Genomic DNA, 22,405 nt, shown 5'->3' with positions numbered 1-22,405 from the left:
AAGCTCGCAGCGCCGATCACTCCTCCACGAAGGTCACGGTATCGGCCACACTCGCCCGCGAGGTGCGGTAGCTGTTGACCTTGTGCGCGTGGTCGGCATAGCCGAACGAGATGCCGCAGACGATCCGGCGATCGTCGGGCAGGCTGAAGTGGCGGCGGATCAGACCGGAATGGCGCGCCAGCGCCGCCTGCGGAATGGTGCCGAGCCCAAGCGCCTGCGCGGCCAGCATGAAGTTGGAGACATAGGCGCCGCAATCGATCGCGCCGTAGATGCCGAGCGGCTCGTTGGTGTGAATGATCGCGACATGCGGCGCGCCGAAGAAATTGTAGTTCTCCAGCGCCTGCCTGGCATAGGCCGCCTTGTCGCCGCGGGCGATGCCGAGCGTGTTGTAGAGCTGAAAGCCGCTTTCGCGCCGGCGTTCGAGATAGACCCCGACATATTCGCGCGGCGGGGTGAAATCGTAATCGTCGCCAAGACCGCCGGAGGCTTCCGTATAGATCGCCTGGCGAAAGCGCTCCTTGGCCGCGCCGCTGGCGATGACGACCTGCCAGGGCTGGCTGTTGCACCAGGACGCCGTGCGCTGCGCCGTCTTCAGCACGTGCTCGATCGTGGCGCGGTCGACTTCCTTGGGGAGGAAAGCGCGAACGGAGTAGCGCTCGTTGAGCAGCTCTTCGAGCACGCCGATGCGGTCGATTTGTTTCACTTGTGCGTCCATGGATCAGCTCGCGTTGCTTTCCTCGTAGGTGGGTTAGCCGAAGGCGTAACCCACCTCTTTTGTTTCCGCGGCCACCGAAGTGGTGGGTTACGCCCAGCGGATCGCGCTTCGCGCATCCGCAGCGCTAACCCACCCTACAATGCCGCATCACCGTCCCTTGGTCGGGATCTTGTTGTACGGCACGTCCTTGTCGACGCGGATGTCGCCCGGCAGACCTAGCACCCGCTCGGCGATGATGTTGCGCAAAATCTCGTCGGTGCCGCCGGCGATACGCATCGAGGGCGAGGACAGCAGCATTTGCTGGAACTGGCCCTGCGCCGTCTCCTCGTCGCTGCCTGTGAGAACACCGGCTGCGCCCTGGAGGTCCATGGCGTAGGTCGCGATGTCCTGGAGCATCATGCCCGAGACCAGCTTGCCGATCGAATTCTCCGGGCCCGGTCGCTCGCCCTTCGACAGCGCCGAGATCGCGCGGTAGCTGGTGTATTTCAGCCCGCTCGCCTTCACGGCCCAACTGGCGAGCTTCGAGCGCACGGCGGGATCGTCGATCGCAAGTCCGTCCTCCAGCATCAGATTCGAGCAGAACTCGAATATCTCAGGCACGCCGGTTGCGAGCCGCGCGCCGATCGACATGCGCTCGTTCATCAGCGTGGTCAGCGACACGCTCCAGCCCTCGCCGACGGCGCCGAGGCGCTGGCTGTCGGGGATCACGACGTCGGTGAAATAGACCTCGTTGAATTCCTGCATGCCGTTGGCTTGCTTGATCGGACGCACCTCGACGCCCGGGCTCTTCATGTCCAGGAAGAACATGGTGAGGCCCTTGTGCTTCGGCACGTTCGGATCGGTACGCGCAATCAAGAGACCGTAATCGGAATAATGCGCGCCCGAGGTCCAGATCTTCTGGCCATTGACGACCCAGCTATCGCCCTTCTTCTCGGCACGGGTGCGGAGGCCCGCAACGTCGGAGCCGGCCGACGGCTCCGAGAAAAGCTGGCACCAGATCTCCTCGCCAGAGGCGAGCTTCGGCAAGTATCGGCGCTTGGCATCTTCGCTGCCGAAGGCCATCACGGTCGGGCCGCACATACCTTCGCCGATCTGGAACGGTTGCGTCAGCTTGCCGTAGACGCCCTCTTCCTGTTGCCAGATGACGCGTTCGATCGGCGTCGCGCCGCGGCCGCCATATTCCTTCGGCCAGGGCAGGCAGGCCCAGCCGCCTTCCGCCTTCTTCTTCTGCCAGGCCTTGCCGACCTCGACGATGTCTTGCTTGGCAAGGCGGATTCGGCCAAGCGAAGATTTTGACAGCTCGGCATGGAGTTCCTTCGGTGCGTTGGCCTCGACCCATTTGCGCGCGGTCTCGCGGAATGCGGCCTCTTGCGGGGTGTCGTCGAAATTCATCTTCGAACTCTCCTCTCCCTGACCCGGACGCCGCGCAGCGCAAAGCGGTGCGCTGCCAAGCCGGGGCCCATTGTAGCTCGGGGTCCCGGCGCGGCGGAGCGGTACTTCGTACCGTACCGCGTCCGGGACATGATTAACCTCTTCCCTTTGTCGGGATCTTGTTGAACGGCACGTCCTTGTCGACACGGATGTCGCCCGGCAGGCCCAGCACCCGCTCGGCGATGATGTTGCGCATGATCTCGTCGGTGCCGCCTTCGACGCGCGTACCCGGTGCACGCAGCAGCATCGCCTGGAAGCGGCCCGCGACTTCGGCATCCTCTGGACTGCTGACGACACCAGCCGCACCCTGCAACTCGAGCGCGTAGGTCGCGACGTCCTGGATCATCGAGCCTGCCACCAGCTTGCCGATGGAATTCTCCGGCCCCGGCCGCTCGCCCTTCGATAGCGCCGAGATCGCGCGCATGCTGGTGTAGCGCAGGCCGCTCGCCTTCGCCGCCCAATTCGCCAGCTTCGCGCGCACGGCGCGATCATCGATCGCAGGACCATCGTCGAGCATCAGGCTGGAGCAATATTCGAACAGCTCCGGAAAGCCGGTCGAGACGCCTGCGCCAATCGACATGCGCTCGTTCATCAGCGTGGTCAGCGAGACATTCCAGCCGTCACCGACCTCGCCAAGGCGCTGGTGATCGGGGATGCGGACATTCGTGAAATAGACCTCGTTGAAATCGGACGCACCGCTCGCCTGCTTGATCGGCCTGACCTCGACGCCCGGGCTCTTCATGTCCAGGAAGAACATGGTGAGGCCCTTGTGCTTGGGCACGGTCGGATCGGTGCGGGTCAAGAGGATGCCGTAGTCCGAATAATGCGCGCCTGATGTCCAGATCTTCTGGCCGTTGATGACCCATTCATCGCCGTCCTTCTCCGCGCGAGTACGAAGCCCCGCGACATCCGAGCCGCCGGCCGGCTCGGAGAACAGCTGGCACCAGACCTTCTCGCCGGAAGCGAGCGGCGGCAGATAGGTGCGCTTATGTTCCTCGCGCGCAAACGCCATCATGGTCGGCCCGCACATGCCGTGGCCGATGATGAACATGTGGGAGAGCTTTCCGAACGGACCTTCCTCCTGCTGCCAGATCACGCGCTCGATGGGCGATGAGCCGCGGCCGCCATACTCCTTCGGCCAGTGCAGGCAGGCCCAGCCGGCATCGGCCTTCTTCTTTTGCCAGGCCTTTGCGACCTCGAGAATGTTCGCGTTCCTGAGCTGGGTGCGGCCGAGCGAAGATTTGCGCAGCTCTTCTTCGTATTGCTTGGGCGCGTTCGCATCAATCCATGCGCGGGCGGTGGCGCGGAATTCGGCCTCTTGCGGGGTGTCGTCGAAGTTCATGGCTCTTTCTCTTCTTCGGTCATTCCGGGGCGATGCAAAGCATCGAACCCGGAATCCAGAGGTTACCGACTCAAATCGAGATTCCGGGTTCGCGCTTCGCGTGTCCCGGAATCACATCAGGCCGCGTTCTTCTTGCGCATGCGGTCGATCAACTGGTCTTCCCAATAGGTGAGGCTGCCGAGCCCGAGCGCCATGGCGTTGGCGCGGCGGTAGTACATGTGGCAGTCGAACTCCCAGGTGAAACCCATGCCGCCGTGAACCTGGATGTTGTTCTTGGCGCAGTGCTGGAACGCCTGCGTCGCGCTGATGCGCGCGGCGGCGGCGGCTTCCGGCAATTCGGCTGCGTTGGTCGAGAGCGCCCAGGCACCGTAATAGCTGTTGGAGCGTGCCAGCGTCGCCGAGACATACATGTCGGCGAGCATGTGCTTTACGGCCTGGAACGAGCCGATCTGCCGGCCGAAGGCGATGCGGTCGAGGGCGTAGTCGCGGCCCATTTCCAGGGCGCGGTCGGCGCCGCCTACTTGCTCGAACGCGCACAGCACCGCGGCGCGGTCGAGCACCTGGGTGAGGATGCTCCAACCCTCGCCGGCGCCCCCCAGCGGCTCGGCCTTACAGTCCTTGAAGGTGATCTCGGCCTGCCCACGGGTCGGATCGAGGTTGGTGAGGCTTTTCACTTCGGCGCCGCCGGCCCTGAGATCGACCAGGAACAGCGAGATGTCATTCTCACGTCCGCTCGATCCCGTGCGCGCGGCCACCACCGCGAAATTGGCGATGGCGCCGTCGGCGACCGGCTTCTTGACTCCATTGAGCGCGCCATTCGAAGCGGTCAGCTTGACGTTCTTCGGCGACGGATTGCCCTTGCCTTCGAACAGCGCCAGCGTGCCGATCGCCTCGCCCGAGGCAATAGCGGGCAGCCACTTTTTCTTTTGCGCGTCACTGCCGGCGATCAGCAGCGCTTCGGCGGCGAGGTAGACAGTTGAGGAGAACGGCACCGGCGCGTTCGCGCGCCCCATTTCCTCCGCGATCACGCAGAGCTCGAGATGGCCGGCGCCCGCACCGCCGAACTCTTCCGGGATCGCGACGCCGAGAAACCCCATTTCGGCAAGGCCCTTCCACAGCTCCTTGTCATAGGGCGCCTTGCCGTCGAGGACGACGCGCACGGCTTTCGGCGAGCACTTTTCGGCGAGGAATTTGCGCGCTTGGTCGCGGAGCTGCTTCTGATCGTCGGAGAAATCGAAGTTCATGGCGGGCTACCTTTTCGTCGTACTCATTGAGCCGTCATTCCGGGCCTGGCCCTTCGGCCATCCCGGAATGACGAGGTTGAGAGTTGCGCATTCATCGCAGTACGATCACATCTTCATCCGGCTCATCCGCATAAAGCCGCTCCACCAGCGATGCGCGGCGCTCTAAGCCGGCGCGCTGGTTGATGTAGCCCTTATCGGTGAGCTCGTTGCCGTCGATCGAGGGCGGTTCGGCCATCAGCATGGCACGCGCGATGATGCGGCTGCTGGCGCCTTCGCATTCCCGGTTGTGCGTCTCCAGCCCGCGCCTGAAGCAGGCGATCACCTCGGGGTGCCTGACCGCATCCGCAAAGCTCAGATCGGGATTGCCGACGAGTTGGCGACAAGCGTGCAGGTTCGGCCAAGCCAGCAGGCCGATAAACGGGCGATCCTGTCCCGCGACCAGCGCGTCATGCACGACGGGCGTTGCGGCCGCGATCGCATCTGTACGGAGTGAGCCGACATGCACGAAGGTGCCCGTGGTGAGCTTGAAATCCTCCACCACGCGCCCGGCAAAGATGATGCCCTGCACCGGATCCTTCTCGTCGACGAAGATGCCGGCATCGCCGATGCAGTAAAAACCCTCCTCGTCGAACATCTTCTTCGTTAGCTCAGGCTGACCGAAATAGCCGGGCGTGACGTTGACGCCGCGCAGTCGCAGTTCGTATTTCGAGCCGCACGGCACCATCTTCAATTCGACCCCGGGGAACGGGAGGCCGATCAGGCCGACGCGCTCGGTCTCCCAATACGTGCCGGTCGAGGTCGGCGCGGTCTCGGTCGAGCCCCAGCCGGTGTAGAACACGATGCGCTCACCGGTCGTCTTCACCGCGAGCGCCTGCATGCGATCGTAGAGATCGTCCGGCAGGCGCGCGCCGCCATAGGCCATGATCGACAGGTTCTTGAAGAACGAGCGGCACAGCGCGTCGTCCTTCTCCATCGCCGCCGCCAACGCAGCATAGCCGGCCGGCACGTTGGCGTAATAGGTCGGCGAGATCTCGCGCAAGTTTCGCAGCGTCTCTTCGAATTGGCCCGGCATCGGCCGGCCGTCATCGATATAGAGCGTACCGCCTTCGACGAGGATCGGGTGGAACGCCGCATTGCCGCCCATGGTGTGGTTCCAGGGCATCCAGTCCAGCATGGTCGAGATCGGACCGGTGGGATCACGGGGCCGCACCTGCATCATCATCGCCGCATTAGCGCACATCATCTCTTGCGTGTTGATGACGGCTTTTGGCATGCCGGTCGAGCCGGAGGTAAACAGCAGTTTGCCGACGGTCTGGGGCGTGATCTGTGCAATCGACGCTTCGACCTCGGCGGTCACCGGCGTTGCGGCGAGCTCGGCAAAGCTGACGCTCTTGATGCCGTCGCAGGGACGCGCGACGTGAACGACGGTAACGCCGGTGAGGTCGAGCGCCTTCAGTGCCTTTTCGAAGATCGGGCCGTCCTGCACCATCACCACGGCCGGCTTGATCAAATCGAACAGATATTTCAGCTTGACATGATCGTGGCTCATCAGCGAGTAGGCCGGCGACACGGGCGCCGCCGGAACGCGCGCCTGCATCGCGGCCTGCGTCATCAGGGCGTGCTCGATCGAATTGCCGGAGAGGATCGTGACGGGCCGTCCCTCGAGCTTGAGGTTCAGTAGCGCTTGCGTCAGCGCATCCACGGTGCGCTTGGCTTCGCCATAGGACACTTTGCGCCATTCGCGATTCGCTCCGCCGCGCTGCGCGAGCCAGATGCGCTCGGGCGCCTGTTTCGCCCATTTCGCCAGCGAAGCCGGAATGTGCTTCTCGTAAGGCTGCAGCGGAATGCGCGACTTCAGCACCACCGTGCCGTCGCCGCGGCGCTCGACGGCGATGTCGCGCTTGAGCCACTCGACCTTGCGAAAGGCGGGTTTCGTCATCACCGCCGCCGCGCTTCCACTCATTTTGCGTCTCCCGGAATTTCTTGTCCTTGGCGGATCTTTGTCTTTAGCGTTTGATATAGACAGGCTTTCGCTTCTCAAGGAAGGCCCTGATGCCTTCCGAAAATTCCTCGGAACGGCTGCACAGGACCTGGTTGCGGTCTTCCATTGCGATCGCAGCTTCCAGCGAACCGGCATCGACGCTCATGTTGAGACATTCCTTGGAGAGACTCAGCCCCACGGGCGAGGCCGTCATCATCGCGTTGACATAAGGCGCGGCTGCATCATCGAGCCTGTCCTCGTCGACGACCTCCGAGACGAGCCCGACCGCGAGCGCGCGGTCGGCGCCGATGAAACGCCCCGTCAGGATCAACTCGGACGCCACGGACACCCCGACGAGCCGCGGCAGGAAATAGCTAGTGCCGATGTCGCAGCCGCCGAGGCCGAGCTTGATGAAAGCGCAATTCATGCGCGCCGATTTCGTGGCGATGCGGATGTCGGAGGCAAGCGCCAGCGCAAAGCCGCCGCCGGCCGCGGCGCCCTGCACAAGAGCCAGGATCGGCTGCGGACAGCGCCGCATCAACATCACGATGTCGGCGATGCGCCGCTGCGAATCCAGCGACTCGGTAACGCCAGGCGGCTCCTGCTGTCCGACACGACGAGCCATCGCGGCCTTGAGATCGAGGCCGGCACAGAAATTCTTGCCCGCGCCCTTCAGCACGACCACGCGCGTGTCGCGATTGCGCTGAATGCGCTGGAAATAGACATTGAGCGCATCGATCAAGGCCGGATCGAGCGCATTGAGGCTTTCAGGACGATTCAGCGTCACCCGGTCAACGCCGTCATCATGCTCGATCAGCAGCGGTCGGGACATTGGGGCCTCGTGCATGTGCGCGTGAGGTGCCTATTATTGTGCCCTCTCCCCTTGTGGGAGAGGGCATGCACGTCGGTAGCCACGAGTTCGCTCGGGTGAGGGGTCTGCGTCCGCGGATAGAGACCCCTCATCCGGCGCTTCGCGCCACCTTCTCCCACAAGGGGAGAAGGAAAGAAGAGAGTCTACCTCGGCGCCATACGGATCGCGCCGTCAAGGCGGATGGTCTCGCCGTTCAGCATCGGGTTCTCCACGATGTGCACGGCGAGCATGCCGTACTCGGCGGCGTCACCGAGGCGCGAAGGATGCGGCACCTGGGCGCCCAGGCTCTTGCGGGCTTCCTCGTTCAGGCCCATCAAGAGCGGCGTGAAGAACAGGCCGGGCGCGATGGTATTGACGCGGATCTTCTGGCTGGCGAGGTCGCGCGCGGCCGGCAGCGTCAGGCCGACGACGCCACCCTTCGAGGCCGAATAGGCGATCTGGCCGATCTGGCCTTCGTAAGCGGCGACCGAGGCTGTGTTGACGATGACGCCGCGCTCTTCACCGAGCGGCTCGATCGTGACCAGGCGCTCGGCGAACAGGCGCAGGCAGTTGAAAGTGCCGATCAGGTTGACGTTGATGATGCGGGCGAACTTTTCCAGCGGGTAAACGCCGTCGCGGCCGACGATACGCTGCGAGCCGCCGATGCCGGCGCAGTTCATCAGTACGCGCGCGACGCCATGCGCGGCTTCTGCCTTGGCGATCGCCGCCTTGATCTGCTCTTCGCTGGTGACGTCGGCATGGAGCGCGACGCCCTTCACCTCGGCGGCAACCTTCTCGGCGTTTTCCTTGCTCTGGTCGATCACGCCGATCTTGGCGCCCTTGGCGGCCATGGCCCGGGCGGTCGCGGCACCAAGCCCCGAACCGCCGCCGGTGATGAGAACGGCTACGTCTTTCAACTGCATCGCTTGTACCTTTCCTTGGGCGTTTCTTCTCTGGACTTGAAAGCTCGGCCGGATCATCCGGCCGCGACAGCTTCCTCGGCTTGCGCGAGGATGCCGCCGCAGATCAGCGTTTCCATGTGCTTGATGTATTGCCGGCAGACTTCGTCGGTGACCGGGCCGACCCCGGTCGCGCGAGACATCGCGTGCCGGCCGAAGAACAGATGGTCGCAGGCGCCGATCAGGCTGGTGTAGAACAGCACCGGATCGGTGGCGCGGAATTCGCCGCTTCGCTCGCCCTCGGCGAGCAGGCGGCGGTGAAAGTCGAGCAGCGGCGCAACGAAGAATTTCGAGACTTCGTCGGCGGAGCTCGCGCTGGTCTCGTGCAGCAGATAGTGGATCAGCCGGTTCATGTAAGGGAACCGGTAATAGGCGCGGATGATACCGCCGATGTGCAGTTTCAGCTTCGCCGTCGGCGTGATGGGCTGCGCCAGCAGGTATTCGAGATTGGACAGCTCGGTCGCAGCATCGCGCGCGAGCAATGCCAGCAGCAGGCCGTCCTTGTTGCCGAAGTGATATTTGACCAATGCGGCGTTGGCGCCCGACTTCTGCGCGATATCGGAGAGCGAGATCTCGATCGAGGAGCGTTCGATCATCAGCTCGCTTGCGGCCACGAGCAATTTCTCTGCCGTGGAATTCTTCCCGCTGGGGAGCTTGGTCGGTACGCTGGTAGCCACAGAGATCCCTGAACATGCCTCGTGAGGCGCGCAGATAAGCCCAAGCCGCGCCGCATCACAAGAGTTAATTGATCGATTGACTAAACGATCTCACGCCCCTTAAATCCCTCCCCGACAACCAACCCCAATCAAGAATTCAGGGAGAAACCGACATGGCCGAGGCTTACATCGTCGCCGCTGCGCGCACCGCGGGCGGGCGCAAGGGGGGCCGCCTCGCCGGCTGGCATCCGGCCGATCTCGCCGCCAAGGTGCTGGACGAGCTGGTCGACCGCACCAAGGTCGATCCCGCCCAGGTCGAGGACGTGATCATGGGCTGCGTGATGCAGGTCGGCGAGCAGTCCAACAACGTCGCGCGCAACGCGGTGATGGCCTCAAAACTGCCGGAGAGCGTGCCGGGCACGTCGATCGACCGCCAGTGCGGCTCCTCGCAGCAGGCGCTGCACTTCGCCGCGCAAGCCGTGATGTCCGGTGCGATGGACGTCGTGATCGCGGCCGGCGTGGAATCGATGACGCGGGTGCCAATGGGCCTGTCGTCACAGCTCCCGGCCAAGAACGGTTTTGGCAATTACAAGAGTCCGGGCATCGAGAAGAAGTATCCGAACATCGTCTTTAGCCAGTTCACCGGCGCGGAGATGATGGCGGAGAAGTACGGCCTCTCCAAGGATGAGCTCGACGAATATTCCTACAACAGCCATCAGCGCGCGATCGCGGCGACGCAAGCCGGCCATTTCAAGCAGGAGATCGTGCCGCTCGAGATTACCCGTGCGGACGGCAGCAAGGACACCCATCAGATCGACGAGGGCATCCGCTTCGACGTCAGCCTCGACGGCATCAAGGGCGTCAAGCTGATCGCCGAGAACGGCAAGCTCACCGCGGCCAGCGCCAGCCAGATCTGTGACGGCGCTTCCGGCGTCATGGTGGTGAACGAGCGCGGCCTGAAGCAGCTCGGCGTCAAGCCGCTCGCGCGCATTCATCACATGACCATGACGGGCGGCGATCCCGTCATCATGCTGGACGCCCCGCTGCACGCGACCAAGCGCGCGCTGGAGAAGGCCGGCATGAAAATCGGTGACATTGACCTGTTCGAGGTCAACGAGGCCTTCGCCTCGGTGCCGACCGCGTGGCTGAAGACCACCGGCGCCGACCCGGAGCGTCTCAACGTCAACGGCGGCGCCATCGCGCTCGGCCATCCGCTCGGCGGCTCCGGCACCAAGCTGATGACCACGTTGGTCCACGCCCTGCACCAGCGCGGCAAGCGCTACGGCCTGCAGACCATGTGCGAGGGCGGCGGCATGGCCAACGTGACGATCGTCGAACGACTGTAAGAAAAAAACAAAAGCGAGTAGTGAGTGGCGAGTAGCGAATGGTGATCAGGCGAAGAGCGGTTTGCCCTTCTTCCCTACTCGCCATTCGCTACTCGCCATTCGCGTTTTGAGGAAACGCCCATGACTCACCCCTCCATCCACGCCCGCACCACGCCGAACAAGATCGCCTATCGGATGGCCGGCACCGGCAAGGCGATCACCTATCGCGAGCTCGACGAGCTCTCGAACCAGGGCGCGCATCTGTTCCGCTCGCTTGGCTTGAAGGCCGGCGACCACATCGCGCTGTTGATGGAGAACCGGCTCGCCTTCATGGAGATCTGCTGGGCAGCACAACGCAGCGGGCTCTATTACACCGCGATCAGCCGCTATTTGAAGCAGGACGAGATCGACTACATCGTGAACGATTGCGGCGCCAAGGTCGTCATCACCACGCCGAAATGCGCCGACCAGATCAAGGGCCTGATCAGGGGCGCCGCCGGCGAGCCGATCTTCTACATGATGGACGAGCCCTCACCGGGCTTCCGCTCCTACGATAAGGAAGCCGCCGCGCAGCCGACGGCGCCAATCGCAGACGAGGTCGCCGGCTACGATATGCTCTACTCGTCCGGCACCACCGGGCGGCCCAAGGGTGTCAAGAAGGCCTTCGAAGGCAAAGCGATCGACGAGCCGAATCCGTTTCTGCGCGTGCTCTGCGCCGACATGTGCGGCATGAACGCCGAAAGCATTTATCTCTCGCCGGCGCCGCTCTATCACGCGGCTCCGTTGCGCTTCAACATGATGGCGATCGTGCTCGGCGGCACCTCCATCATCATGGAGCATTTTGACGCCGAGGAATTTTTGAAGCTGGTCGAAAAATACAAGGTCACGCAGTCGCAGCTGGTGCCGACCATGTTCGTGCGCATGCTGAAGCTGCCGGACGAGGTGCGCACCGAATACGATGTCTCCACGCTCAAGGGCGCGATCCACGCCGCCGCGCCCTGCCCTGTCGATGTCAAAGCCAAGATGATCGAATGGTGGGGACCGATCCTGATCGAGTATTACGCCGGCTCAGAAGGCAACGGCGTCACCGTCTGCACTTCGCACCAATGGCTGGAGCACCGCGGCAGCGTCGGCCGCGCTGTGGTCGGCACGATCAAGATTCTGGACGAGAACGACGAGGAGCAGCCGGTGGGCGAGATCGGCACGGTCTATTTCGCCGACGCGCCGGCCTTCACCTATCACAACGACCCCGAGAAGACGAAGAAGGCCTACAACGCCAAGGGCTGGTCGACGCTCGGCGACGTCGGCTATCTCGACAAGGACGGCTTCCTCTACCTCACCGACCGCAAATCCTACATGATCATCTCCGGCGGCGTGAACATCTATCCGCAGGAGGCCGAGGACGTGCTCATCACCCACCCCGAGGTCGCCGACGTCGCCGTGTTCGGCGTGCCGAACGAGGAGATGGGCGAAGAGGTGAAGGCGGTGGTGCAGCCGCACGACATGAGCCGTGCCGGCAAAGCACTCGAAGCCGACCTGATCGCCTATTGCAAGCGCCGCCTCTCCGCCATCAAGTGCCCGCGCTCGATCGATTTCGAAGCCGAGCTGCCGCGCACGCCGACGGGCAAGCTGGTGAAGCGGCACTTGCGCGACAAATATTGGCCGAACACGGTCGCGAAGATTTAGGGCGCGCTCACCCTCCAGGGGAGGGTGGCAGCCTCCTCAATCAAACAGACTCGGCGTGTGGTTCACCAGCGCGCCTTCGATCTCGAGCATCTTCAGCTTCGTCACCACGCCGCCATTCGCCGAGAAGCCGCCCGGTTTGTTGCCGGCCGCGAGCACGCGATGGCAGGGCACGACGATCGGGCACGGATTGCGGCCGAGCGCCTGGCCGACGTCGCGCGACAGTTCGACGCCGCCAAGCCGCTTGGCGATGTCGCCATAGGTCATGGTCTTGCCCGGCGGGATGGTGCGGGCGATGTCGTAGACGCCGCGGTTGAACTCGGGTACGCCGTCGAGGTCGAGCAGGATGTCGGTGAGATTATCGGGTTCGCCGGCGAGCAGTTTGACGATGCGATCGATCGCGTGTTGCACCTCGGCGGTGGGCTCGCCTTCGGTCGCCTCGGCATGACGCTGATGAATACGGGTGCGGATCTTCTGCTCGCCGCCCATCGGCAGTTGCGTGCCATTGATGCCGCGCGGGCCCCAGGCGATGGCGCACAGGCCGATCCTGGTGTCGAACAGGGCAAAATGCTGGTCAGTCATGGCTTGGTTCCTGGCTGCGTCCTTGTCGCATGCCCGATTGTGTTGTCCGTTCGAATTTAGGCTTGGAAATAGTTGCGATCCACCCGGTTTCCGGGGAATCTTGCACAGAGTTCCTGTTCCTTCGCGCGGGCCCAGAATGCAAAGCCTCCACGTCAACGGATACGACATGCCCTATCTGGACGTGGGCGAAGCCAAGGGCGGCCCGCCGCTGGTCTGCGTGCACGGCTCGCTGAACGACTTCCGCGTCTGGGGTTGCGTGCTCGGCCCGTTGTCGCAGCGACATCGGGTGATCGCTGTCAGCTTGAGGCACTTCTACCCGGCGCGGTGGGACGGCGTCGGGGACACCTATTCGATCGCCCAGCATGTTGATGACGTCATCGCCTTCATCGAGCAGCTCGACCTCGGCCCAGTCGACCTGATGGGCCATTCCCGCGGCGGGCACATCTGCTTCCGCGTGGCGCAGCGGAGGCCGGATTTGCTGCGGCGACTGATCCTCGCCGAGCCGGGCGGCGAGCTCGATGCGAGCCTCGATCCCGATTATGTCGGCGGCCCCTCGCCGCTGCTGGCGCGCTTTACGGCGTCGGCCGCGAGGATCGCGACCGGCGACGTCGACGGCGGCCTCGCCGTCTTCGTCGACGCGCTGGAGGGCCCCGGCACCTGGCCGCGGCTGCCGGCGACGGTGAAGCAAAATCTGCGCGACAACGCCATGACGCTGATCGGTCAGGTCCGCGACAACCGCCCGCCGTTCTCGAAGGCGGATGCGGAGTCCATCAAAATGCCGACGCTGTTCATCCTGGGCGCGCGGACCAAGGGCCTGCTGCCGAAGGTGCTGCATGCGCTCGCGGCGCATGTGCCCTATTCGAAGACAGCGATCATCCCGAACGCGACGCACCCGATGTTCGAGCAAGCGCCGCAAAAATACTCCGAAGTGGTCCTGGATTTTCTGGCGAGCTGATCATGCAGACATTTCGCGTCAACGGCTACGACATGGCCTATCTCGAAGTCGGAGACGGTCCGCCGCTGGTCTGCGTGCACGGCACGTTAGGGGATTTCCGCACCTGGTATTCGGTGCTCGGACCGCTGTCGAGGCATCATCGCGTGATCTCGGTCAGCCTGCGCCACTTCTTTCCCGAGCATTTGGATGCCGTCGGCGACGATTACAAGATGGCCCAGCACGTCCTCGACGTGATCGCCCTCATCGAGCAGGTCAGGCCCGCACCGGTCGACCTGATGGGGCATTCGCGCGGCGGTCACATCGCCTTCCGCGTAGCGCAGACACGGCCTGATCTGTTGCGAAAACTGGTGTTGGCCGAGCCGGGCGGCGATCTCGATGCCAGCCTGCCGGTTCCCGAAGGCACGCCCGCGCATCCGCCGCTCGCCGCCCGCACGGCGCGCTCCGTCGAGATGATCCGCGCCGGCGACATCGAGGGCGCGCTGCAGAATTTTTACGACGGCATCGAAGGCGACGGCTCCTGGCGGCGCGTACCGGCGGCGGCCAAGCAGCAACTGCGCGACAACGCGATCACTTTCCTCGGCCAGATCAACGAGCAGCGCAAGCCCTACACGCTCGCCGATGCGCAGGCGATCAGGACGCCGACGCTGCTGATCGGCGGCGGCGCGACGACGGGAAGCCTGTCGGTGACGTGGCGCGTGCTCGCCGAGCACATCGCGGGCAGCAAGACGGCGGTTATTCCGAACGCCGGCCACTGGATGTTCGAACAGGCGCCGCTGGAGTTCGGCGAGGCGGTGAACAGGTTCCTGGCGGAGTAGGAGCGCTCTCTTCGCCCCTCCCCTGCGTCCGGGGAAAGGGGAAGGAAGAGGCCTCACACCTTCCAAACGCCGACCGGCATCTTGATCGTCGCATTCAGCCGGTTCCAGACGTTGATCGTCGCGATCGCGAGGATCAGCGTTGCGAGCTCGCGTTCGTCAAAGTGCTTTGCGGCCTCGTTCCAGATCGCATCAGGCACCGGATCTTCGCGATCGGCAAGGCGCGTGACCGCCTCGGTCAGCGCCAGCGCGGCGCGCTCGGCCTCGGTGAAATAGGGCGCTTCGCGCCAGGCGGACACGGCGAACAGGCGCTCGTCGGTCTCCCCGAGCTTACGGGCGAGCTTCGGGTGCATATCGACGCAGACGCTGCAGCCATTGATCTGGCTGGCCCGCAGGTGCACCAGTTCGAGGAGCTTTTCCGGCAGACCCTGCTTGGTCAGGTTGCCAATGGATTGAAGATGGTTCATGGCCTCAGGCAGGACCATTACCGGGTGATTCATGCGAGCGTGCATCATCTTGCGTCTCCGTCTGTTGAATTTCGAACGTTCCGGTCACATCGGCCGGATTGGCTTCGTCATGGGCATGACGGATCGCAATGAGGGAATGTGACCGATGACCGAACAAAATTTTCTTAGCCATCAGTTCGAGGCCAACCGGGACCATTTGCGCGCCGTGGCCTACCGGATGCTGGGGTCGCGTGCTGAGGTCGACGATGCCGTGCAGGAGGCTTGGCTGCGGGTCAGCCGCTACGACATGTCCGATGTCGCGAACCTGCGCGGCTGGCTCACGACGGTGGTCGCGCGGATCTGCCTCGACATGCTGCGCGCACGGAAATCGCGCCGCGAGGATCCGATGGGCCCGCACGTGCCCGAGCCCATCGACGAGACGCGCGAGCGCGAGGCGGAGATGGCCGATTCCGTCGGCGCGGCCCTGTTGGTCGTGCTGGAGACCTTGCAGCCGGCGGAGCGCCTCGCCTTCGTGCTGCATGACATGTTCGCCGTGCCCTTCGAGGAAATCGCGCCGATCGTCGGCCGCTCGGTCGAGGCGTCGCGGCAGCTCGCGAGCCGCGCCCGGCGGCGGGTGCAGGGCGCACCGGTGCCCGAGACCGACCTGTCGCACCAGCGCGGAATCGTCGATGCCTTCCTCAAGGCGTCGCGCGAAGGCGATTTCGAGGGCCTGCTGACCGTGCTCGATCCCGACGTCGTATTCCGCGCCGACCAAGCCGCGGTGCGGCTCGGCTCGCTGCCCGAGATTCGCGGCGCCGATGCGGTGGCGCAGCTCTACAAGGGCCGCGCCCAGGCCGCACGGACCGCACTGGTCGACGGCGAGATCGGCGTCGCCGTCATCCTCGACGGACATCTGCGCATCGCACTTCGTGTCACCTTCAATGGCGACCGGATCGCGGGAATCGAGGCGCTGGCCGATGCCGAGCGGATTGCGGCGCTCGATGTGGAGGTGCTTGAGCGCTAGCCAAACGTGGCATCTGGATTGCCCAGGTGTTACGGTTCCGTCGCATCGCGCGGTGCCGCCGCTCGATACGGGAAAGGACACCTCATGACATTCCGCCTCACTCCCTTGCTTGCTCTGTCGCTGCTCGGTCTCACCGCCAGCGCTACGAGCGCGGTCGCGGCCGCCGACGAGAAGCTGAAAGCCGCGGCCGAGCAGGAGAAGGCGCCGCTGATCGAGACGCTGCGTGACATGGTGATGATCGAGAGCGGCAGCGGCGACGCCGAAGGCTTGAAGAAGATGGCCGACTTCACCGAAGCGCGCCTGAAGGCGCTCGGCGCCACCACCGAGCGACGCAAGACGACCGCCGGCACCGGCGCCGATATGGTGATCGCCACGTTCAAGGGCTCGGGCACGCGAAACCTGATGCTGATCGCGCATATGGACACGGTCTATCAGCGCGGCGTCCTCGCGAGCGAGCCGTACCGCGTCGACGGCAACCGCATCTATGGCCCCGGCGTCGCCGACGACAAGGGCGGCATCGCCGTGGTGCTGCATGCGCTCAAGATACTGAAGGATGCCGGCTGGCACGATTATGCCAGGCTCACCGTGTCGTTCAATCCAGATGAAGAGGTGGGGTCGATCGGGTCGGGCGAGATGATCGCGGAGCTCGCCGACCAGCACGACGTCGTGCTCTCCTGCGAGCCGACGGCGGCTTCGCCTCCGGCAAAGAACGACTCCTTGCTGTTGGGGGCGAGCGGCACCGCGACGGCGAAGATGGAGGTGAAAGGACGCGCTTCGCATGCCGGCGCTGCGCCCGATCTCGGCCGCAACGCGCTGATCGAGCTCGCCCATCAATTGCTGCAAACCAAAGACCTCGCCAAGTCGATCCCCGGCACGCAGCTCAACTGGACCACGGCGCAGGCCGGCACCGTACGCAACCAGATTCCGGAAAAGGCCGAGGCCGGCGCCGACATCCGCCTCACCATTCCCGATGGCATCGCCAAGTTGAAGGCGGCGCTCGACGAGAAGGTGAAGGAGAAGCTCGTGCCCGACACCGAAACCAAGGTGACGATCACAGCAGGCCGCCCGCCCTTCGTCGCGAGCGGTCGCGGCCGCGCGCTGGCCGAGGTGGGACAGGCGATCTATGCCGAGATCGACCGCAAGCTCGACATCACCGAGATGACGGGAGGCGCCACCGATGCCGGCTACGCCAACCGCAGCGGCAAGGCGGTCGTGGTCGAGAGTTTCGGCCTCGCCGGCTTCGGCTATCATGCCCGCGACGAGTTCATCGACATCAACTCGATCGTGCCGCGGCTCTATCTGATGAGCCGGATGCTGATCGAGCAGGGCAAGATGAAGTAGGACGGCGCCGGGCCGGATCCTTTTCTCGAAAAACAACCCCATGCACAGTAGGCGGTGCTAGCAATATCAATAGCTTAGCGCGTTTCCAAATGAGACGCGGCCATCCTCCAGGACCGCTTGACGCCCTCAGCCGTACCGCGTAGCTTCGAATACGGAATTCCGTATTCCGTTTTCATGTCCCGCGGAGCTGCCGGCGTGATCCCTCTCGACCCACTCCCGAACTTGATCGACCAGGTCTATGCCCGGATCCTGGAGGCGATCTCCGACCGCACCCTTCCCCCTGGCCAGCGCATCCGGCAGAACGAGCTCGCCGACAAGCTCGGCGTCTCCCGCCAGCCGGTGTCGCACGCGCTGCATTTGTTGCACCGGCAGGGCCTCGTCGCCGAGAGCGGCAAGCGCGGCTTTGAGGTCACCCAGCTTGACCCTTCACGCATCCGCCAGCTTTACGAGGTGCGTGGCGCCATCGATGCGCTCGCCGCCCGGCTTGCTGCCGAGCGTGCAGGCACAGACGCGGCGGGTCGCGCGCGGCTGGAGGCGGCGCTTGCCGCCGGACGCCCCATCGACCGTAACACGACGCTGGCCGAACTCATCGGGCTCGACGTCGATTTTCATCGCGCGATCTACCAGCTCGCTGGCAATCCCGTGATCGAGGAGACGATGGCGCCGCAATGGCCACACATGCGCCGCTCGATGGCGACCGTGCTGTCCGAGCTCGATTATCGCGCCAGCGCCTGGGCGGAGCATGCCAATATCGCCAAGCACATTCTCGCGGGCGATGCGAACGCTGCCGAACGCGCGGCGCTGGCCCATGCGCAGACGGCGGGACGGATGACCGAGGAGAGATTGCGGGCGACTGAGGAGGTGGCGGCGTAACCACAAACGCCGTCATTCCGGGGCACGCGAAGTGTGAGCCCGGAATCCATCGAGCGGCAGAGATTGTGGATGAATGGATTCCGGGTTCGGTCCTGCGGACCGCCCCGGAATGACAACAATAAACAACAGGAGGACCACCCATGAAACTGTCTCAGGAGCAATTGGAGTTCTTCCACCGCGAGGGCTGGCTGTTCCTGCCCGAATTGTTCAGCCAGGAGGAGGTCGATCTGCTCGCGCGAGAGGCGGTCGGCATCTATGACACCAACCGGCCGGAGGTCTGGCGCGAGAAGAGCGGTGCGCCGCGCACCGCCTTTGCCGCGCATCTCTACAACGAGGCCTTCCGCATCCTGGGCGCCCATCCGCGCATGATCGAGCCGGTCGAGCAGCTCTTCGGCGAGCCGGTCTACATGCACCAGTTCAAGATCAACGCTAAATCGGCCTTCACCGGCGACGTCTGGCAGTGGCACCAGGATTACGGCACCTGGAAGCGCGACGACGGCATGCCGGAGCCGCGCGCGATGAACATCGCAATCTTCCTCGACGAGGTGATGCCGATCAACGGCCCCCTGATGCTGGTGCCGCGCAGCCAGAATGCCGGCGACCTCGAAGCCTCGCATGACCTCGCCACCACCTCCTATCCGCTGTGGACGCTGGACGAGGACACCGTGACACGCCTCGTCAAGCAGGGCGGCATCGTTGCGCCCACGGGCAAACCCGGCGGCATGCTGATGTTTCACGGCAATCTCGTGCACGGCTCGGCCGGCAACATCACGCCCTACCCGCGCAAAATCGTGTATTTGACGCTGAATGCGGTCTCGAACTACATCCGCACCCCGACGCGGCCGGACTACATCGCGCATCGCGATTTCACACCGATCAAGACGGTGGAGGACGACGCGCTGCTGCGGCTTGCGCGTGCGCCGCGGCAGGCAGCGGAGTAAATTCCGGGGCGCGCGAAGCGCGAACTACGGTGCGCAATTGCGCACCTGAGAATCCATTTATCCGCGGTCTCTGCGGCCCGACCCGATGGATTCCGGGCTCGCGACTTCGTCGCGCCCCGGAATGACGAGCTTTGGTTTTAACACTACGGACATACCCCATGAACCTTTTCCGCCTCCTCCAGGCCCGCGCGTCCGCCGGCAAGCCCGTTCGTGTCGCGCTGATCGGCGCCGGCAAATTCGGTTCGATGTTTTTGGCGCAGGTGCCGCACACGCCGGGGCTGGAGGTGCCCATCATCGTCGACATCGATCGCGATCGCGCCCGCGAGGCGTGCCGCACCGTCGGTTGGACCGCCGAGCGCATCGCCGCGACCACCTTCACCGATGACGGTGTGCGCGCTATTGCCGGCGGTGCGATGGACGTGGTGGTGGAGGCGACCGGAAATCCCGCCGCCGGCATTACGCATGCGCGCGCTGCGATTGCGGCGGGCAAGCATATCGTGATGGTCAATGTCGAAGCCGACGTGCTGGCGGGCCCCCTGCTCGCCGAGGAAGCGCGAAGAGCCGGCGTCGTCTATTCGCTCGCCTATGGCGACCAGCCGGCACTGACGGCGGAGATGGTGGATTGGGCGCGGGCCACCGGCTTCCGCGTCGTTGCCGCCGGCAAGGGCACAAAATATCTGCCGGCCTATCATGACGTGACGCCTGACGGCGTCTGGCAGCATTACGGCCTCACCCCGGGCGAAGCGCAGGCGGCCGGCATGAATCCGCAGATGTTCAACTCTTTCCTCGACGGCACCAAATCGGCGATCGAGATGGCCGCGATCGCCAATGCCTGCGCCCTCGACGTGCCCGCGGACGGCCTACTGTTTCCGCCCTGCGGCGTCGACGATCTGCCACATATCATGCGGCCGCGCTCACGCGGCGGCGTGCTGGAGCGAGCGGGCGTGGTGGAAGTGGTGTCCTCGCTCGAGCGCGATGGCCGACCGGTGTTTCGCGACCTCCGCTGGGGCGTCTATGTCGTGCTGGAGGCACCGAACGACTATGCTGCCGATTGCTTCAGGCAATACGGCCTGAAGACCGACGCCAGCGGGCGCTATGCGGCGATGTACAAGCCCTATCATCTGATCGGCCTCGAACTGAACATCTCGGTGCTGTCGGCGGCGCTGCGGAGCGAGCCGACCGGACAGGCCACAGGCTTCCGCGGCGACGTCGCGGCTGTGGCCAAACGCAATCTGCGCGCCGGCGAGATGCTGGATGGCGAAGGCGGCTACACGGTGTGGGGCAAGCTGGTACCGGCGGCCGCGAGCCTGAAGGCCGGCGCGCTGCCGATCGGTCTCGCGCATCGTGTGAAACTGAAACATGACGTCGCGCATGGCGCGGTGGTGCGCTGGAGCGACGTCGAGTTCGATGCAGGCAACGAGACAGTGAAGGCGCGCAAGGCCATGGAGGACGCGTTCGCAGCGCAGCATTGAGGGCGTCGCCGGCAGCGCAACCAAAGTGCGCTTGCTTTGCTGCGGCCCTTTCGTCATCCTGATCACGATCCGGAATTCGAATTTCGGACGCCAAGGAACGTCGGCCGCCGGCGAAGACAAAGCGACGCCAAGATCGCAATCCCCTCGTCGAGGACTCGACATCACAGGAGGGAAACGCATGGAACGTCGTAAATTCCTGACGGCGGGCGGGCTGGGCCTCGCCGCAAGCGCAGTCGCGGCGCCAGCTGTCGCGCAATCGATGCCCGAGGTGAAATGGCGCCTGGCGGCGAGTTGGCCGAAATCTCTGGATACGCTGTATGGCGGCTGCGAATATTTCTGTAAGCGGGTCGCCGAGATCACCGACAACAAATTCCAGATCCAGCCCTTCGCCGCCGGCGAAATCGTGCCGGGCCTGCAAGTGCTCGACGCGGTCTCGAACGGCACGGTCGAGATCGGCAACACCGCGCTGTATTATTACTGGGGCAAGAATCCCGCCTTCACCTTCGGCACATCGCTGCCATTCGGGCTCAACACGCGCCAGCACATCTCTTGGCTATTGTGGAACGGTGGCCAGGAGATGCTGAACGATCTCTTGAAGGAGCATAACGCGATCGGCGTGCCCACAGGTTCGACCGGCGCCCAGATGGGCGGCTGGTTTCGCAAAGAGATCAAGACCGTCGATGATCTCAAGGGACTGAAATTCCGCGTCGGCGGGTTTGCCGGCACCATCATCTCGAAGCTCGGTGGTGTCCCGCAGCAGATCGCGGCAGGCGACATCTACCCCGCGCTGGAAAAGGGCACGATCGACGCGGCCGAATGGGTGGGCCCCTATGACGACGAGAAGCTCGGCTTCGTCAAGGTGGCGAAGTACTATTATTATCCGGGCTGGTGGGAAGGCACCGGCCAGGGCCACAACATCATGAATCTCGAGAAGTGGAATGCGCTGCCCAAGCATTATCAGGCGGCCATTTCGAGTGCATCGCTCGATACCTTCACCTGGGTGACCGGCAAGTACGATGCGGTCAACCCACCAGCACTCAAGCGGCTGCTCGTTGCCGGCGCCATCCTCAAGCCGTTCCCGCAAGAAGTGCTCGAGAGCTGTTATACGGCGGCCGGGGAGGTCTACGCCGACCTCGCCAAGAGCAATCCGCATTTCGGCAAGATGTATGCGAGCCTCACCGCCTATCGCAGCGAGTCGCTGGCCTGGATGCAGGTCGCCGAGCTCAGCTTCGACAGCTTCATGATGCGGATGCGGACGCGGACGTAGCTGCATCGCGCTGCAAACGCCGAAACGACGAAAGCCCCGGAGATGTTTTCCGGGGCTTTTGCGTTTGTCGATCGACCCGACCAGTCATTCCGTCGTCCTCGACAAGCGAGCATAGCAGTGCCGATCCAGGCCCATGACCGCAGAAGCAAATTTGCGGAGACTCGTGATTGCCAGTTCGCCCGACGACGATTTTTCGGTAACGAGTCGGGCTTTCGCCAGGACGATGCAGGAACTCGCTCAATTCTCGTCGTCACCGAGCGCGGCGACCAGCTTGTCGTAGTACTTGCCGACGAGCTCGATGTTAGCCTTGTTCTCGATCTGCGGCGCCGGCGTCTTCAGCGCTTCGTTGAGCTCGTCGATCGCTTCCTTCTTGTCCTTGGCCGGCATCTTCTTGTCCGCCTGCACTTGCGCGATCTGGGCCTTGATCACGGCTTCGGTGCCGACATATTTCTTGGTCGCGGGATCGAAGCCGCCGAGCACGAGGCTGATGTTGTCGACGACGTTGT

Annotated in this window: 21 protein-coding genes (1 of these 21 cut by a window edge); 10 read left to right on the top strand and 11 right to left on the bottom strand. The window is 64.1% G+C overall.

Annotation, left to right across the window (positions count from 1 at the left end; genetic code table 11):
* Positions 1 to 16 precede the first annotated feature (16 nt).
* The 8 genes from IVA98_RS01455 to IVA98_RS01420 form a co-directional block, all read right to left on the bottom strand.
* Positions 17 to 715 (bottom strand): nitroreductase, encoded by a 699-nt coding sequence (locus IVA98_RS01455; RefSeq protein ID WP_247299145.1) that lies wholly within the window; start codon positions 713 to 715, stop codon positions 17 to 19.
* 147 nt (positions 716 to 862) lie between these two features.
* The gene (locus IVA98_RS01450) at positions 863 to 2,107 is read right to left on the bottom strand and encodes an acyl-CoA dehydrogenase (RefSeq protein WP_247299142.1); all 1,245 of its coding nucleotides are present in this window, start codon (positions 2,105 to 2,107) and stop codon (positions 863 to 865) included.
* Between the two features lie 133 nt (positions 2,108 to 2,240).
* The gene (locus IVA98_RS01445) at positions 2,241 to 3,488 is read right to left on the bottom strand and encodes an acyl-CoA dehydrogenase (RefSeq protein WP_247299140.1); all 1,248 of its coding nucleotides are present in this window, start codon (positions 3,486 to 3,488) and stop codon (positions 2,241 to 2,243) included.
* Between the two features lie 116 nt (positions 3,489 to 3,604).
* The gene (locus IVA98_RS01440; protein ID WP_247299138.1) at positions 3,605 to 4,732 is read right to left on the bottom strand and encodes an acyl-CoA dehydrogenase family protein; all 1,128 of its coding nucleotides are present in this window, start codon (positions 4,730 to 4,732) and stop codon (positions 3,605 to 3,607) included.
* Positions 4,733 to 4,823: 91 nt separating this feature from the next.
* Positions 4,824 to 6,695 (bottom strand): AMP-binding protein, encoded by a 1,872-nt coding sequence (locus IVA98_RS01435; protein ID WP_247336561.1) that lies wholly within the window; start codon positions 6,693 to 6,695, stop codon positions 4,824 to 4,826.
* A 43-nt stretch (positions 6,696 to 6,738) separates the two neighbouring features.
* Complete coding sequence (locus IVA98_RS01430; protein WP_247299134.1) at positions 6,739 to 7,545, bottom strand: enoyl-CoA hydratase/isomerase family protein; 807 nt, start codon at positions 7,543 to 7,545, stop codon at positions 6,739 to 6,741.
* A 182-nt stretch (positions 7,546 to 7,727) separates the two neighbouring features.
* Positions 7,728 to 8,486, bottom strand: a complete 759-nt coding sequence (locus IVA98_RS01425; RefSeq protein ID WP_247299132.1) for an SDR family NAD(P)-dependent oxidoreductase — start codon at positions 8,484 to 8,486, stop codon at positions 7,728 to 7,730.
* Between the two features lie 53 nt (positions 8,487 to 8,539).
* Positions 8,540 to 9,199, bottom strand: coding sequence for a TetR family transcriptional regulator (locus tag IVA98_RS01420; protein WP_346657673.1), 660 nt, complete (start codon positions 9,197 to 9,199; stop codon positions 8,540 to 8,542).
* A 152-nt stretch (positions 9,200 to 9,351) separates the two neighbouring features.
* Here IVA98_RS01420 and IVA98_RS01415 point away from each other — a divergent pair, with 152 nt between their 5' ends.
* Complete coding sequence (locus tag IVA98_RS01415; RefSeq protein ID WP_247299128.1) at positions 9,352 to 10,524, top strand: acetyl-CoA C-acetyltransferase; 1,173 nt, start codon at positions 9,352 to 9,354, stop codon at positions 10,522 to 10,524.
* Positions 10,525 to 10,644: 120 nt separating this feature from the next.
* Entirely contained in the window at positions 10,645 to 12,189 is a 1,545-nt protein-coding gene (locus IVA98_RS01410) for an acyl-CoA synthetase (protein WP_247299126.1), read from the top strand.
* Between the two features lie 36 nt (positions 12,190 to 12,225).
* Here IVA98_RS01410 and IVA98_RS01405 read toward each other — a convergent pair whose 3' ends face one another.
* A complete protein-coding gene (locus IVA98_RS01405; RefSeq protein ID WP_247299123.1) occupies positions 12,226 to 12,768 on the bottom strand; it encodes a methylated-DNA--[protein]-cysteine S-methyltransferase in 543 nt (180 codons plus the stop codon).
* 136 nt (positions 12,769 to 12,904) lie between these two features.
* Here IVA98_RS01405 and IVA98_RS01400 point away from each other — a divergent pair, with 136 nt between their 5' ends.
* Both IVA98_RS01400 and IVA98_RS01395 read left to right on the top strand, forming a co-directional pair.
* A complete protein-coding gene (locus tag IVA98_RS01400; protein ID WP_247299122.1) occupies positions 12,905 to 13,723 on the top strand; it encodes an alpha/beta fold hydrolase in 819 nt (272 codons plus the stop codon).
* A 2-nt stretch (positions 13,724 to 13,725) separates the two neighbouring features.
* Positions 13,726 to 14,538, top strand: coding sequence for an alpha/beta fold hydrolase (locus IVA98_RS01395; protein WP_247299120.1), 813 nt, complete (start codon positions 13,726 to 13,728; stop codon positions 14,536 to 14,538).
* 53 nt (positions 14,539 to 14,591) lie between these two features.
* Here IVA98_RS01395 and IVA98_RS01390 read toward each other — a convergent pair whose 3' ends face one another.
* Positions 14,592 to 15,047, bottom strand: a complete 456-nt coding sequence (locus IVA98_RS01390) for a carboxymuconolactone decarboxylase family protein (RefSeq protein ID WP_247299498.1) — start codon at positions 15,045 to 15,047, stop codon at positions 14,592 to 14,594.
* A gap of 100 nt (positions 15,048 to 15,147) precedes the next feature.
* Between IVA98_RS01390 and IVA98_RS01385 the strand changes: the two genes are divergently transcribed.
* The 6 genes from IVA98_RS01385 (at position 15,148) to IVA98_RS01360 (ending at position 21,899) form a co-directional block, all read left to right on the top strand.
* Entirely contained in the window at positions 15,148 to 16,005 is an 858-nt protein-coding gene (locus IVA98_RS01385) for a sigma-70 family RNA polymerase sigma factor (protein ID WP_247299117.1), read from the top strand.
* A gap of 84 nt (positions 16,006 to 16,089) precedes the next feature.
* Positions 16,090 to 17,346, top strand: a complete 1,257-nt coding sequence (locus tag IVA98_RS01380; RefSeq protein ID WP_247299115.1) for a M20/M25/M40 family metallo-hydrolase — start codon at positions 16,090 to 16,092, stop codon at positions 17,344 to 17,346.
* 195 nt (positions 17,347 to 17,541) lie between these two features.
* Complete coding sequence (locus IVA98_RS01375; protein WP_247299113.1) at positions 17,542 to 18,219, top strand: GntR family transcriptional regulator; 678 nt, start codon at positions 17,542 to 17,544, stop codon at positions 18,217 to 18,219.
* Positions 18,220 to 18,359: 140 nt separating this feature from the next.
* The gene (locus tag IVA98_RS01370) at positions 18,360 to 19,160 is read left to right on the top strand and encodes a phytanoyl-CoA dioxygenase family protein (protein ID WP_247336564.1); all 801 of its coding nucleotides are present in this window, start codon (positions 18,360 to 18,362) and stop codon (positions 19,158 to 19,160) included.
* Positions 19,161 to 19,318: 158 nt separating this feature from the next.
* Positions 19,319 to 20,632, top strand: a complete 1,314-nt coding sequence (locus IVA98_RS01365; protein ID WP_247336567.1) for an NAD(P)H-dependent oxidoreductase — start codon at positions 19,319 to 19,321, stop codon at positions 20,630 to 20,632.
* Positions 20,633 to 20,810: 178 nt separating this feature from the next.
* Complete coding sequence (locus IVA98_RS01360) at positions 20,811 to 21,899, top strand: TRAP transporter substrate-binding protein (RefSeq protein WP_247299107.1); 1,089 nt, start codon at positions 20,811 to 20,813, stop codon at positions 21,897 to 21,899.
* Positions 21,900 to 22,136: 237 nt separating this feature from the next.
* Here IVA98_RS01360 and IVA98_RS01355 read toward each other — a convergent pair whose 3' ends face one another.
* Positions 22,137 to 22,405 carry the end of a hypothetical protein gene (locus IVA98_RS01355; protein ID WP_247299105.1) on the bottom strand. 322 nt of this gene lie beyond the right edge of the window, so 269 of the gene's 591 nt are visible here — the last part of the coding sequence; the start codon falls outside the window, past its right edge — the gene reads right to left on this strand; it ends in the stop codon at positions 22,137 to 22,139.

It is taken from the genome of Bradyrhizobium sp. 160, assembly GCF_023073735.1.
Classification (GTDB): Bacteria; Pseudomonadota; Alphaproteobacteria; order Rhizobiales; family Xanthobacteraceae; genus Bradyrhizobium.
The sequence above is the reverse complement of the archived record's forward strand: the minus strand, read 5'-3'. Positions and strand labels throughout refer to the sequence as shown.